Annotated in this window: 12 protein-coding genes; 3 read left to right on the forward strand and 9 right to left on the reverse strand. The window is 74.6% G+C overall.

Features of this window, described 5'->3' with window-relative positions:
• Nucleotides 1-90: 90 nt before the first annotated feature.
• The 7 genes from F8274_RS08060 to F8274_RS08090 all read right to left on the reverse strand — a co-directional run bounded on the left by F8274_RS08060 (nucleotide 91) and on the right by F8274_RS08090 (nucleotide 8,075).
• Nucleotides 91-1,086 carry an ABC transporter substrate-binding protein gene (locus F8274_RS08060; protein WP_151461667.1) on the reverse strand — a complete coding sequence of 332 codons (996 nt, stop codon included), beginning with the start codon at nucleotides 1,084-1,086 and terminating at the stop codon, nucleotides 91-93.
• 140 nt (nucleotides 1,087-1,226) lie between these two features.
• Nucleotides 1,227-1,907: an L-ribulose-5-phosphate 4-epimerase gene (locus F8274_RS08065; RefSeq protein ID WP_151461654.1), complete on the reverse strand. Its 681-nt coding sequence runs from the start codon at nucleotides 1,905-1,907 to the stop codon at nucleotides 1,227-1,229.
• Nucleotides 1,904-3,586 carry a ribulokinase gene (gene araB / locus F8274_RS08070; RefSeq protein ID WP_370518205.1) on the reverse strand — a complete coding sequence of 561 codons (1,683 nt, stop codon included), beginning with the start codon at nucleotides 3,584-3,586 and terminating at the stop codon, nucleotides 1,904-1,906. Before araB ends, F8274_RS08065 begins: the two co-directional genes overlap by 4 nt.
• A 161-nt stretch (nucleotides 3,587-3,747) precedes the next feature.
• Nucleotides 3,748-4,734: a LacI family DNA-binding transcriptional regulator gene (locus tag F8274_RS08075; protein WP_192579750.1), complete on the reverse strand. Its 987-nt coding sequence runs from the start codon at nucleotides 4,732-4,734 to the stop codon at nucleotides 3,748-3,750.
• A gap of 152 nt (nucleotides 4,735-4,886) precedes the next feature.
• The gene (locus tag F8274_RS08080; protein ID WP_151461657.1) at nucleotides 4,887-6,626 is read right to left on the reverse strand and encodes a multicopper oxidase family protein; all 1,740 of its coding nucleotides are present in this window, start codon (nucleotides 6,624-6,626) and stop codon (nucleotides 4,887-4,889) included.
• The gene (locus F8274_RS08085; RefSeq protein ID WP_151461658.1) at nucleotides 6,623-7,075 is read right to left on the reverse strand and encodes a DUF6220 domain-containing protein; all 453 of its coding nucleotides are present in this window, start codon (nucleotides 7,073-7,075) and stop codon (nucleotides 6,623-6,625) included. Before F8274_RS08085 ends, F8274_RS08080 begins: the two co-directional genes overlap by 4 nt.
• A complete protein-coding gene (locus F8274_RS08090; protein ID WP_151461659.1) occupies nucleotides 7,068-8,075 on the reverse strand; it encodes a carboxymuconolactone decarboxylase family protein in 1,008 nt (335 codons plus the stop codon). The genes F8274_RS08085 and F8274_RS08090 overlap by 8 nt, the downstream gene beginning before the upstream one ends.
• Before the next feature lie 144 nt (nucleotides 8,076-8,219).
• Between F8274_RS08090 and F8274_RS08095 the strand changes: the two genes are divergently transcribed.
• The 3 genes from F8274_RS08095 to F8274_RS08105 all read left to right on the forward strand — a co-directional run bounded on the left by F8274_RS08095 (nucleotide 8,220) and on the right by F8274_RS08105 (nucleotide 11,522).
• On the forward strand, nucleotides 8,220-9,407 hold the full coding sequence (locus F8274_RS08095; protein ID WP_151461660.1) for a sensor histidine kinase: 1,188 nt from the start codon (nucleotides 8,220-8,222) through the stop codon (nucleotides 9,405-9,407).
• The gene (locus F8274_RS08100) at nucleotides 9,404-10,123 is read left to right on the forward strand and encodes a response regulator transcription factor (RefSeq protein ID WP_151461661.1); all 720 of its coding nucleotides are present in this window, start codon (nucleotides 9,404-9,406) and stop codon (nucleotides 10,121-10,123) included. The genes F8274_RS08095 and F8274_RS08100 overlap by 4 nt, the downstream gene beginning before the upstream one ends.
• Nucleotides 10,124-10,313: 190 nt before the next feature.
• Nucleotides 10,314-11,522 carry a D-alanyl-D-alanine carboxypeptidase family protein gene (locus F8274_RS08105; RefSeq protein ID WP_192579748.1) on the forward strand — a complete coding sequence of 403 codons (1,209 nt, stop codon included), beginning with the start codon at nucleotides 10,314-10,316 and terminating at the stop codon, nucleotides 11,520-11,522.
• 13 nt (nucleotides 11,523-11,535) lie between these two features.
• Here the strand turns inward: F8274_RS08105 and F8274_RS08110 are convergent, their stop codons facing one another.
• Both F8274_RS08110 and F8274_RS08115 read right to left on the reverse strand, forming a co-directional pair.
• Entirely contained in the window at nucleotides 11,536-11,979 is a 444-nt protein-coding gene (locus F8274_RS08110; protein WP_151461663.1) for an OsmC family protein, read from the reverse strand.
• Nucleotides 11,980-12,016: 37 nt separating this feature from the next.
• Nucleotides 12,017-12,795 (reverse strand): YafY family protein (locus F8274_RS08115; protein ID WP_151461664.1); only part of this gene is annotated, 779 nt, incomplete at its 5' end.

Genomic DNA, 12,795 nt, shown 5'->3' on the forward strand with positions numbered 1-12,795 from the left:
TCGATGAGGCGGTGCGCGGGGTGGGCGCGGCGGCCGGGCCCGAGGCCCGGCCGCCGCTGTCGGATGCGGGGTCGCGACCCCGTGGTCCGGTCAGTACTTGCGGTTGGGCAGCGCTTCCTTCGCCTGCTCCTGGGTGAAGGTGGTCTCCTGGGTCTCGATCCGGGCCGGCACCTCCTCGCCGTTGTGCACCTTCTCGACCAGGTCCATCAGCTGGGGACCCAGCAGCGGGCTGCACTCGGCGATGAAGTTGAACTTGCCGTCGGCCAGGGCCTGCATCCCGTCCTTGACCGCGTCGACGGTGATGATGGTGATGTCCTTGCCGGGCACCTTCCCGGCCGCGGTGATCGCCTCGAGCGCGCCCAGGCCCATGTCGTCGTTGTGGGCGAACAGCACGTCGATCTTCGGGTTGGCCTTCAGGAACTGCTCCATCACCTGCTTGCCGCCGGCGCGCGTGAAGTCACCGGACTGGGAGGCGACGATCTTGAGGTTCGGGTTGGCGGCGATCGCCTCCGCGAAGCCCTTCTTCCGGTCGTTGGCCGGCGCCGAGCCGGTCGTGCCCTGCAGCTCGACGATGGTGACCGGGCCGGTGGCGGCCTTCTTCTGCTCCACCAGCCACTCCCCCGCGAGCCGGCCTTCCTTCACGAAGTCCGAGCCGAGGAAGGTCTTGTAGAGGGACTTGTCGGCCGAGTCGACCGACCGGTCGGTGAGGATGACCGGGATCTTGGCGTCCCGGGCCTCCTTGAGGACGGTGTCCCACCCGGACTCCACCACCGGCGAGAAGGCGATCACGTCGACCTTCTGCTGGACGAAGTTCCGGATGGCCTTGATCTGGTTCTCCTGCTTCTGCTGCGCGTCGTCGAACTTCAGGTCGATCCCGGCCTCGGTCGCGGCCTCCTTGATCGAGGTGGTGTTCGCCGTACGCCAGCCGCTCTCCGCGCCGACCTGGGAGAAGCCGAGCGTGATCGTGCCGTCGTCGGCGCCGCTGCTGCCGCCCGTGTCGCTGTTGCCGCAGGCTGCCACGCCGGTGGCGAGCAGCGCGGCGGCGAGCACCGCGATGACCTTGCGGGACGGCGGGTGGGTCCTCATTCTCTTCACCGCAAATCTCCTCGGGGTAAGCGTTCCGGGAGGCCGTGCGCCCCCGTGGGTGCACGGCCTGCGCTGGTGGTGGGTGGTGGGTGGTGCGACGCGGACGGTCCGGGGAACGGCCGCGCGATCGGGGCGGGCCCTCAGGGGCTCGCCGGTGAGGGGGGCCGCTGCCCGTAGACGGTCTGGTAGCGGTCGTGCAGGGCGTCGACGTCGGCCGCCGCCATCGGCAGCGGCGCGCCGAGCGCCCGGGCCAGGTGCGCCGTACGGGCGACGTCCTCACACATGACCGCGGCCTTCACCGCGGCGCGGGCGTCCCGGCCGATGGTGAACACGCCGTGGTTGCGCATGAGCACGGCCGGCGAGCGGTGCCCGGCGAGGGTCGCCACGATCCCCTTGCCGATGTCGTCGCCGCCGATCAGGGCGAACGGGCCGATCGGGATCTCACCGCCGAACTCGTCGGCCTGGGCGGTGAGGTGGCACGGGATCGGCTCGCCGCGGGCCGCCCAGGCGGTCGCGTACGCGCTGTGGGTGTGCACCACCCCGCCCACCTCGGGCAGGGCGCGGTAGACGTAGGCGTGTGCGGCGGTGTCGCTCGACGGCGCGAACTCGCCCTCGACCACGACGCCGTCGAGGTCGCACACGACCATGTTCTCCGGGGCGAGGTCGTCGTAGTCGACGCCGCTCGGCTTGATCACCATGAGGTTCTGGCCGGGCACCCGGGCCGAAGCGTTCCCGGCCGTCCACGCGACCAGCCCGTAGCGGGTGAGTTCGGCGTGCAGCCGGGCGACGCTCTCGCGCAGCCGTTGGATCTCGGCGCTCATGCGACCACCTCCAGCGGCGTGCCGACCTGCGCCGCCGGTCGTTCGACGGCGGCGTTGCGGATGGCGCGCAGGCGGGACATGACGTCGTTGCCGCCGCGTCCGAAGTGGTCGTGCAGGGTCCGGTACTCGGCGTAGAGCGCGTCGTAGGCCCGCGCCCGCTCGGGATCCGGCCGGTAGGCGTCGCGGTCGACCCGGCCCATCGCGGCCGAGGCCGCGTGCACGTCCGGGTACGCGCCGGCGGCGACCGCCGCGTGGATCGCCGAGCCCAGCGCGGGCCCCTGCGCCGAACCGATGAGGCTCAGCGGCCGGTTGGTGACGTCGCTGTAGATCTGCATGAGCAGCGGGTTGGCGGTCAGGCCGCCGGCCACCACGAGCTGCCGGATCGGCACCCCCGCCGCGACGAACGCCTCGATGATCATGCGGGTGCCGTAGGCGGTGGACTCCAGCAGCGCCCGGTAGACGTCCGCGGGCCGGGTGGCCAGGGTCAGCCCCAGGACGAGGCCGCTCAGGTCGTGGTTGACCAGCAGCGACCGGTTGCCGTTCCACCAGTCCAGCGCGATGAGCCCGTGGGCGCCGACCGGCTGCGCCGCGGCCAGCTCGCAGAGCCGCTCGTGCGAATCGGCGCCCGCCGGCGCGGCGTGGTCGACGAACCAGCCGAAGATGTCGCCGACGCCGCTCTGGCCGGCCTCGTAGCCCCACGCGCCGGGGCTGAGTCCACCCTCGACGACGCCGCACATGCCCGGCACCTCGGCCAGCTCGGCGCCGTTGACCACGTGGCAGGTGGAGGTGCCCATGATGGCGACCAGGTGGCCGGGCGCCAGCGCCCGGGCGGAGGCGGCCGTGACGTGGGCGTCGACGTTGCCGGCGGCGACCGCGATGCCCTCGGGCAGGCCGGTCCAGCCGGCGGCCTCGGCGGTGAGGGCGCCGGCCCGGGCGCCCAGGGGAAGCAGCGGCCCGTCCAGCTTGGCCACGAAGCCCGCGAACCCCGGGTCGAGGGCCGCCAGGAAGTCCCGGGACGGGTACCGGCCGTCCTGGCGGATGCCCTTGTAGCCGGCCGTGCAGATGTTGCGGGTCTCCGCGCCGCAGAGCTGCCAGACGATCCAGTCGGCGGCCTCGACGAGCCGCGCGGCGCGACGGTAGATCTCCGGGTCCTCGTCGAGGATCTGCAGGCCCTTGGCGAACTGCCACTCGGCGGAGATCTTCCCGCCGTACCGGTGGAGCCAGGGCTCGCGGCGCTCGTGCGCGAGGGCGTTGATCCGGTCGGCGTGCGGCTGGGCGGCGTGGTGCTTCCACAGCTTCACCCAGGCGTGCGGCCGGCTGCGCAGCTCCGGCACCTCGCAGAGCGGGGTGCCGTCGTCGAGCGTCGGCAGGACGGTGCAGGCGGTGAAGTCGGTGGCGATCCCGATCACGCGGCCCGGGTCGATCCCGGCGGCGGCCACGGCGGCCGGCACCGCCCGCCGCAGCACGTCCCGGTAGTCCTGCGGGTCCTGCAGCGCCCAGTCCGGCGGGAGCGGCGTCCCGTCCGGGAGCGCGGACTCGATCACCCCGTGCCGGTACTCGTGGACCGCGGTGCCGAGCTCCGCGCCGTCTCCGACCCGGACCACCAGGGCCCGGCCCGACAGCGTTCCGAAGTCGACCCCGATGACGTACCGGTCCCCCGGTCCGGCCACTCCGACCACCTCCACCCGCGTGTGTCGTGGCCCACATTGTTAACGCTCACATTGGGGACGGTCAAGATGTCCGAACGACGGATAGGAGCGATCAACTGCCACCGGAGTCAGGTCTGTTAGCGGTCACACCAACAGCGCCGGCTGACCGGAGCCCGGCCCACGGCGGTCGGTCAGTCCGGCGGGCCGGCGACGCTCTGCCGGGAGATCAGGGTCGGTGCGATGGTCTGCCGCAGCTCACCGCCGCGGTCCGACTCCAGTTGCGCCAGCAGCAGGTCCAGGCTGGCCCGGGCCACCGCCACGAAGTCCGGCCGCACGGTGGTCAGCGGCGGGATGAAGTACGCCGCCTCCGGCACGTCGTCGAAGCCCACCACGCTGATCTCGTCCGGCACCCGGCGGCCGTGCTCGTGCAGCGCCCGCAGGACACCCAGCGCCAGGTGGTCGTTGGCGGTGAAGACCGCCGTCACCTCGGGCATCCGCGCCAGCATCTGCCCGCACCGGTAGCCCGAGGCGGCCGACCAGTCCCCCGGGATCAGCGGCGGCACCTCGGCGCCGGCCGCCCGCAGGGCGTCCCGCCACCCCTCGATGCGCCCGGCGCTGTCGAACCAGTCGGCCGGCCCCGAGACGTGCCAGACCGTCCGGTGGCCCGCGTCCAGCAGGTGCCGCGTCGCCGCCCGCGCACCGGCCACCTGGTCCACGGTCACGAGCGGCACCGGCCGGCGCGGGTCACCGTCGACGGTCACCAGCGGCACGTCCTTGGGCAGGTGCTCCAACGCCTCCCCGGCCGACTCCACCGGCGCGATCACCACGATGCCCGCCACCCGGTGTGCCAGGTGCCGCTCCACGGCCGCCGAGATCGAGACCCGGTCGAGGTCCCGCACGCTGCCCACGGTGACCGCGAAGCCCTCCTCGGCGGCGGTCTGCTCCAGTGCCGCCAGCAGCGACGCCGGGCCGTACAGCGTGGTGTTCTGGGCGACCACCCCGATCACCTGCGACCGGCCGGTCACCAGGGCGCGCGCCGCGCGGTTCGGCCGGTAGCCCAACTCCGCGATCGCCGCCTGCACCCGCAGGCGCGTCTGCTCACGCACGTTCGGGTGCCCGTTCAGCACCCGCGACACGGTCTGGTGGGAAACCCCCGCGAGGCGGGCCACATCGGTCATCGCGGGACCACGCACGGCACTCACCCTTCCCGCAGGCCCCCGACCGCATGCCCCGGCAGCCCCGGGCGCGGCACCGGGGCCCACCCGTCGCGAAACCAGCGCCAGTGTACGCCCCGGCGCACGGCGGGAGCCGTGGTCGTCGCGGCGGCGGATCACGCGTACATCAGGTGCAGCGTCATCCCGGCGTCGGCGTGCGCCAGGTTGTGGCAGTGGTTGGCCCACATGCCGGGGTTGTCGGCCCGGAACGCCACCGTCCAGACTTCGCCGGGGCGCACGTCGAAGGAGTCCAGCCACAACGGGCTCCCGGTCGCCGGCCGACCGTTGCGGGACAGCACCAGGACGTGGTGGCCGTGCAGGTGCCACGGGTGCACGGTCTGGGACCGGTTCACGATGGTGAACCGGACGGTGTCGCCGAGGCGGACGACCTGGGGCGGGATGTCCGGGTCGGCCGCGCCGTTGACGGTGTGGGCGTAGCGCGGGAGCAGCCCGCGCAGGTCCAGGCCACGGTCGAGCACGAGGGTGAACGACCGATCGAAGCGGGACCACGGCGCCGGGGCGCTCGCGCCGTAGCCGAGCGGGTCCAGCACCGGCCACGCGCCGGTCGCCGTCGGCACCGCGCCGGTCGAGTAGACGGCCCGCCCGTCGACGAACAGCGCCACCGGCGTGGCGGGCGCGGTGAACACCAGGTCGTAGCGGCCCCCGGCCGGGATCAGCACGGCGGTGTCCACGAGGGACGTCGGGCCCCGCAGGTCGAACCCGTCGATGGCGGCGACCCGGAACGGGGTGCCGGCCAGGGCGTACCGGTGGGTCGTGCTGTCGGTGTTGATCAACCGCAGCCGCACGGGCGTCCCCGCCCGGACCGACTCCGTCCTCGGCGCGGGCAGCGGACGGCCGGAGAGGGTGTGCACCGGCACGGTGACGTCCACGCCGGTCACCGGCGCCGGGCGCACCACCAGGACACCGTAGAGCCCCATCCGCACGCCGACGTCGGACACCGCATGGGTGTGGTACCAGTAGGTCCCGGCCTGGTCGGCGCGGAACCGGTAGACGAACTCCTGCCCGGGCAGCACCGCCGCCTGCGTCACGCCGGGCACCCCGTCCTGGCTGTTCGGCACGTCGTACCCGTGCCAGTGCAGCGTGACGCCGCGCGCGATGTCCCGGTTCCGCAGCGTCACCTCCAGCACGTCGCCGACGACGGCGGTCAACTCCGGCCCCGGCACCTGCCCGTCGAACGCCCACGCCGCGACGTCGCGACCGCTCACGCGCACCGTCGCCGTCCCGGCCGTCAGGGTGAACCGCCGGGTCGGTTCCCCCACCGCCCGCGCATCCCCGGGTCCGTGATCATGGGGTACGGCGGGAGCGGCGCCCGGGGCGGCGGCCAGCCCGGTTCCGGTCAGCAGCGCCGCGACCGCCACCACGACGGCCACCCGGGAGACCGTCCGCGACGGGGGTGCGCCGAGGAAACGCCACGAGACCGCGGTCGCCGCGACGACCCCGGCGACCGCGAGCAGCCCCACGCCGGCCGACGCGGGATAGCCGTGCAGGACCGTCACGAGCAGGGCGGCGCTGTCGGCGTACCCGGCGAAGAGGAGCGGGACCGCGACGGCGCGGATGTCGCCCGGGAGGCGCAGCAGCCGGGGCCCGGCGACGACCACCCCCGCGAGCGACAGCGGCGCGGCGATGAGGACCTTCTCCGCCGCGAACCACCAGCCGGCGCGGGCGAGCGCGGTGATCGTGACGGCCCGGGCGAGCGTGGCGAGCAGGCCGGCGGCCGCCAGCCCGAGGGCGAGCGGGCGGCGCCGGGCGGCCGACGCGGCCCCGCCGCCCAGCCACCCGGCGGCCGCGAGGACCGCGATCACGAGGTCCGCCGCGAGCAACGAGCCGACGGTCATGCCGGCTCCCCTTCCCGGACGGTCACCGGGGCGACCTCGGCCGGCGCCGGGCCGGCCAACCGTCGCGCCGCCCGGACCACGCCGACGACGACGTGCACCGCGACGATCCCGTTGACCGCGTGCAGCCCGGCGACGGTCAGGCCGAACGGCCTGCTGACGCCCGCGGCGTCGGTGATGCCGTTCGCGAGCCCGGCGAGGAGCGCCTGCAGGAGGACGAGGCCGAGCGGCAGCACCGTCAACCCGACGAGCCGGCCCGGCGCCCTCGCCAGCACCGCGAACAGGATGGTGAGCAGGGTGAGCAGCGGGATGACCGCCATCCCGGTGACGCTGTGCAGCACGTAGGCGCCCTCACCGCCGGGTTTCGTGAACGCGCCCACCGCGGCGAAGACGAACTGCAGGGCGAACGCGACGAGCAACAGACTGCTGGTGACGACGAAGGCCTTACGCATGGTGATCCCCCTGAAGACGAGCCGAGGTCAGTGACCGGGCGACGTGGTCGGTGGCCGTCATCGCGCCGTACGCGACCAGCCGCACGAGGTCGGCGTCGCCCGGATGGGACAGCCGCCAGAGGGCGACGTCGCCCAGGCTGACGGCGCTGGGCGCGAACGCCGTGAGCAGCGCGATCCGCGTCCCGACGCGGTCCGCTCCGGGCACGTCCCGGACCAGGTCGACGGCCCAGTCCGCCGGCCGGTCCGGGAACCTCCCGTCCTCCCAGCGCACGGTCGCCGCGACGGTCTGGCGGGCCACGTCCCCCAGGAGGTCCCCGCCGCGCAGGGCGGCGTTCCGCAGGGCCGCGTACGCCACGCCGACCGGGCTGTCCCCGGCCCAGGCCGGTGGCGCCGCCGTGCCGGCGTCGACGAGCGGGAGACCGCGGCCGGGCTCGCGCGCCGCGCGGGCCGTCCGGGCGTAGAGCCGGCCCCCGACCGACCGCACCACCGGGGAGCGTTGCAGGCCGCCGGGCAGCAGATCCGGGTCGAGCAGCGCCGACACCACCCGGTTGACGAAGTGGAAGGCGAGCAGGGTGCCGGTGAGCTCGGGACGGTACCGGCCGGTCCAGTCGGCGGCCGCGGGACGGCGGCTGGCCTCGGCCCAACGGGCGAGTTCGGCGTGCCGCGGCTCCGGTGGCGTGCCGCCCCGGGCGACGACCTCGGCGAGCGCGTGCTCGCCCAGCGCGTGCAGCAGCATCACGTGCGCGTCGACGCAGAACCGGCAGCGGTTGGCCCGGGACACCGACGACGCCACGAGCTCACGGTCGGCCCGGGACGCGTCGCCGGCGAGCAGGGCCTCGCGCATCAGCGCCCAGGTCGCGGCCAGCACGTCCGGCGCGACCGACAGCGCCTGGAAGGTGGGCACCGGCCCGAGGAACTCGTCGCGCAGCTGGCGGTAGACCTCCGCGGTGAGACCCGTCGCCGCCGACGCTTTCGCGGGGGTGAAGAAGCGGTATGTCATGGGTTCGATGCTGGCCTCGGCGGGCTGGGAAAGCGTCGTGCCGGCGCAGGCACTTGAGCGGCCGCCGATACCACGCCCGCGGTACGCCGCAGCTACCACGGAAGCGGGATGCTCCCCCGAGGACCGCCGTTCTACAGTGCGACCATGCGCCGCGACCTGCCGTACGCCCTCAGCGGACTCGCCCTCGGTGCCCTCCTGCTCGGCAACGCCGCGTTCGCGCCGGACGCCGCGACGGTGGGGGTGGCCGACGTCGCCCTGGTCCTGGTCATGGCGGCGGCCCTGGCCGTGTGCCGGCGGCACCCCGTGGTGGCGGTGGGCCTGGTGACCGCCGCCATGCTGGCCCTGCACGTCCGGGTCCACTCCGGGGTGTCCGCCGCGTTCCCCGTCCTCGGCGTGGTCTACGTCGCCGCCTGGCGGGGGCACCGGGCGGCCGCCGCCCTGGCCAGCCTCGTCTTCCTCGGCGGCTTCCTGGCCCGCGACGTCTCGGTCGCGCCCGCCGGGCGGCCCAGCCAGCTCATCGCGGAGCGGACCGCCCTGCTGCTGGGCTGGTTCGTCGCCGCCAACGTCGCCGGGCTCGTCGCGCGGCAGCGCCGGGCGTACCTGGAACAGGTCGAGCAGCGGGCCGTCGAGGCGGAACGCACCCGCGAGGAGGTGGCGTTGCGCCGCGCCGGCGAGGAGCGCCTGCGCATCGCCCGCGATCTGCACGACACGCTGACGCACAACATTTCGGTGATCAAGGTGCAGGCCGGCATCGCCGTGCACCTGGCCCGCAAACACGGCGACGAACCGTCGGCCACGCTCCTGGCCATCCAGGAGGCCAGCAGCGCCGCGATGCGGGAACTGCGGGCGACACTGGACGTCCTGCGCGCACCCTCCGACGGCGACCCCGTCGGGCTGGCCCGGGTGGACGAGCTCGCCCGGCGGACCCGCGCGGCCGGCGTACCGGTGCGGCTGACCGTCACCGGCCGGCCCGGGGACCTGCCCGACGAGGTCGACCAGGCCGGGTACCGCGTCGTCCAGGAGGCCCTGACCAACGTGGCCCGCCACGCCGGCCCGGCCACCGCCGAGATCCACGTCGAGTACGCCCCGGCCCAGCTCACCGTCTCGGTGACCGACGACGGTCAGGCGTCGCCGGCCCGGCCCGTGACACCGGGTGTGGGCCTGCGCGGCATGCGGGAACGGGTCACCGGGCTGGGCGGCACGCTGCGGGCCGCCGCCCGCGACGGCGGCGGGTTCGCGGTCCGGGCCACCTTCCCGCTGGGCGGACCGGTCCCGCCGGCGCGGTCCGCCACCGATCGTGCCGGCGCCGACCGGAGGGCGCAGCCGGCATGACCGAGCGCTCCCGCGAGGTTCCGGCGGCGCAGTCCGCCACCGATCCAGCCGGCCCGATCCGGGTCCTGCTCGCCGACGACCAGGCCCTGATGCGGGCCGGATTCCGGGCGTTGCTCGACGCCGAGGAGGGCCTGGAGGTCGTCGGCGAGGCCGCCGACGGCGCCTCGGCCGTCCAGCTGGCGCGCCGCCTGCGGCCGGACGTCGTACTGATGGACGTCCAGATGCCGGGACTCGACGGCATCGAAGCCACCCGGCGCCTCGCCGCCGACCCCGACCTCACCGCGGTCCGCGTCCTCATCCTCACCAACTACGGGCTCGACTCCTACGTCTTCGCCGCCCTGCGCGCGGGCGCCAGCGGGTTCCTCCTCAAGGACGCCGACCCCGCCGACCTGCTGCAGGCCGTCGACGTCGTGGCGCGCGGCGACGCGCTGCTCGCCCCGGCGGTCACGCGTTCGCTCATCAGCGAGTTCGTCGCCGGCCCGCGGCCGGCCGACCCGGCAGCCGGCCGCGAGGTGCTGACCGCCCGCGAGCAGGAGATCGTCGCGCTCGTCGCCCGGGGGCTGAGCAACGACGAGATCGCCGAGGGCATGGTGATCAGCCCGTTGACCGCCAAGACCCACGTCAACCGGGCGATGACCAAGCTGCACTGCCGCGACCGCGCCCAGCTGGTCGTCTGGGCGTACGAGTCGGGGCTGATCACGCCGCGCCGCCGGTGACGGCGGTCGACCGGGTGAGGTCGGCGCCTTGACCGGGTGACCGTGCTGGTGATACCGAGTTCAGCACGCCGGCGGCTGCCCAGCCGCTCGGAGCACCCACGGGGGGAACATCAACATGCTCGACTCTGCGACGACGCAGGTGATCCCCGCGGTCCCGCCACCGCCCCGCCGTCGGCGGCGGCGACTCCCGGTGCTGGTCAGCCTCCTGATGACCCTGCTCCTGGCCGCCGTCGTGCTGGTGGCGGTCGAACCGCTGCGCCACCCGCTGCCGGCGCCGACCGTCACGCGGACGCTGGCCGCGTCGACGGTCATCCCCGGCGCGGCGCTGAAGGTGCCGTGGCCGGAGTCCGGGCAGGCCGCCCTCTTCGTGGAGGGCGTCGGGTCCATGGGCACCTCGGGCGGCAGCGAGCCGCTGCCGATCGGCAGCGTGGCCAAGGTGATGACGGCCTACGTCATCCTGACCGAGCATCCCCTCGACCGGGGCGAGCACGGGCCGAAGCTCACGGTCAGCGCGGCGCAGGCGGCCGCCTACCCGAGCGAACTCGCCCGCGGCGAGTCCCTCATCCGGGTCGCCGCGGGCGCCGTCTACACCGAGCGCCAGGCCCTCCAGGCGGTGCTGCTGCCGTCGGCGAACAACATGGCCCGGATCCTCGCCGCCTGGGACGCCGGCAGCATCGACGCGTTCGTCGACAAGATGAACGACACCGCCGCCGAACTCGGCATGAAGAACACCCGCTACACCGACCCGTCCGGGCTCAGTCCCGAGACCGTCAGCACGGCCGCCGACCAGGTGATCGTCGCCCGCAAGGCGATGGCGCTGCCCGCCTTCGCGGAGATCGTGGCCCAGAAGAAGGCGACCCTGCCCGTCGCCGGCGAGGTGCAGAACTACAACTCGCTCGTCGGCAGGAACGGCGTCGTGGGGATCAAGACGGGGTCCACGGACGAGGCCGGCGGGTGCCTGTCCTTCGCGTTCGTCGTCACCGTGGGCGGCCGGAAGATCACCGTCGTCGGCGCGGTCCTCGGGCAGCCCGGCGCGGACACCCCGGTCCAGCTGGAACGGGTCTTCCGGGTGACGCGCTCGCTGATCCGCAGCGTCAACGCCGCGATCAGGCTGCACCCGGCCGTCCGGGCCGGCGACCCGGTCGCCACGGTCCGTGGGCCGTTCGGCGCCGAGACCACGCTGACCGCCGCGAAGGACCTCTCCGTGGTCGGCTGGCCCGGCCTCCGCGTCAAGCTGGCCACCGACATCCCGGCCGTGCCGGCCGCGCTACCCGCCAATGCCGCACACGGCCGGGTCAGCGCCGTCGCCGGCGGCGGCAAGCCGGTCACGACCCCGCTCCAGTCCGGCGTACGGCTCGAACCCCCCGGCACCTGGGACCGCATCCGTCGGCACCGCTGACCCCCGGGGGGCCTCAGTCTCCGATGGAACGACCGGCCTCGATGATCGAGATGGGGGTCCCGCTCTCGACGGTACGGGAGACGGTGCAGAGCCGGTCGTGCGACTGCCGCAGGGACCGGGGCAGCGCCTCGCGGGCCTTGTCGCCGTCGGCACCCGCCGGGAACGTCACGGCGAACTCGACCTTCAGGTTCCGCATCCGGTTTCCTCCGGTCTCGTCCCGGATCTTGTCGCCGGTGACCTCGACGGCGAACCGGGTCGGCTCGGCGCGGCGGCTGGTGATGTGGTCCACGTCGACCGCGGTGCAGCCGCCGATGGCCGCCAGCAGCAGTTCCACCGGCGTGAAGCTGCCGTCCTCCCCCGTGCCCATCGACATCGATCCGCCGCGGGCGTTCCGCACGACGTACTGACCCACGCTGGTGCGCTCGATCTCCACCGAGCGGGCGGTGTCCTCACTCATGCCAGAAAGCTACCCGGCGCCGGACCGACCCGGCGCGTTACCCGGACCGGCCGGGGCCGGCCGTGGCCGCCTGGAACAGCGCAGCCGTCGACCTGAGGTGATCGGCCAGCTCCGCCGGGCCGCTGACGTCGAACGGCAGCCCGATCGACGCCAACCGGAGGGCATGCCATTCGGGGGTGTCCGGCGGCGCGAGCCACCGGCAGGTGCCGTCGGGCCGGTCGGTCAGGGTGCCCGGCGGCGGCCCGCCCAGGCGGTCCACCACCTGGGCGGCCGGCGCGTGGATCACGATGTCGGCCGGACACGTCGGGGCCATCCGCATGGTCCGGCTGGCGACGAAGGCGGCGACGTCTCCCCCGGGTACCTCCCTCGTGGCCGCCCGGGCGCCCGTCGCGGCGAGCTTCGTGACCCGGTCCAGCCGGAAGGTGCGCCAGTCGTCGCGGTCGAGGTCGAACGCGAGCAGGTACCAGCGCCGCCCGGCCGTCACCAGGGCGCGCGGCTCGACGTGCCGGCCCTCGTCGCGGTACCGCAACCGCAGCCGCTCGTGGTTGGCGATCGTCGCGGCGGCGACGACCAGCGCGTCGGGGTCCACCGCCTCCCCGGCCACGAAGAACGGGTGGGACACCGTGGCGGACGTCAGGGTGTCGACGCGACGGCGCAGACGGGCCGGCAGGACCTGGAGCAGCTTGCCCATCGCCCGCACCGCCGCCTCGTCCACGCCGGTCACCGGCTGCGCCGCCGCCGTGCGCAACCCGATGGCCACGGCGACCGCCTCGTCGTCCTCCAGCAGCAGCGGCGGCATCGCCGCGCCGGCCGTCA

It is taken from the genome of Micromonospora sp. AMSO31t (assembly GCF_008868175.1).
Taxonomy (GTDB): domain Bacteria; phylum Actinomycetota; class Actinomycetes; order Mycobacteriales; family Micromonosporaceae; genus Micromonospora.

Excerpts from the sequence above, each read along its gene's own strand:
- F8274_RS08060 (WP_151461667.1), bottom strand. The coding sequence starts at position 1,086 with ATGAGGACCCACCCGCCGTCCCGCAAGGTCATCGCGGTGCTCGCCGCC.
- F8274_RS08065 (WP_151461654.1), bottom strand. The coding sequence starts at position 1,907 with ATGAGCGCCGAGATCCAACGGCTGCGCGAGAGCGTCGCCCGGCTGCAC.
- F8274_RS08075 (WP_192579750.1), bottom strand. The coding sequence starts at position 4,734 with ATGACCGATGTGGCCCGCCTCGCGGGGGTTTCCCACCAGACCGTGTCG.
- F8274_RS08080 (WP_151461657.1), bottom strand. The coding sequence starts at position 6,626 with ATGACCGTCGGCTCGTTGCTCGCGGCGGACCTCGTGATCGCGGTCCTC.
- F8274_RS08085 (WP_151461658.1), bottom strand. The coding sequence starts at position 7,075 with ATGCGTAAGGCCTTCGTCGTCACCAGCAGTCTGTTGCTCGTCGCGTTC.
- F8274_RS08090 (WP_151461659.1), bottom strand. The coding sequence starts at position 8,075 with ATGACATACCGCTTCTTCACCCCCGCGAAAGCGTCGGCGGCGACGGGT.
- F8274_RS08095 (WP_151461660.1), top strand. The coding sequence starts at position 8,220 with ATGCGCCGCGACCTGCCGTACGCCCTCAGCGGACTCGCCCTCGGTGCC.
- F8274_RS08100 (WP_151461661.1), top strand. The coding sequence starts at position 9,404 with ATGACCGAGCGCTCCCGCGAGGTTCCGGCGGCGCAGTCCGCCACCGAT.
- F8274_RS08110 (WP_151461663.1), bottom strand. The coding sequence starts at position 11,979 with ATGAGTGAGGACACCGCCCGCTCGGTGGAGATCGAGCGCACCAGCGTG.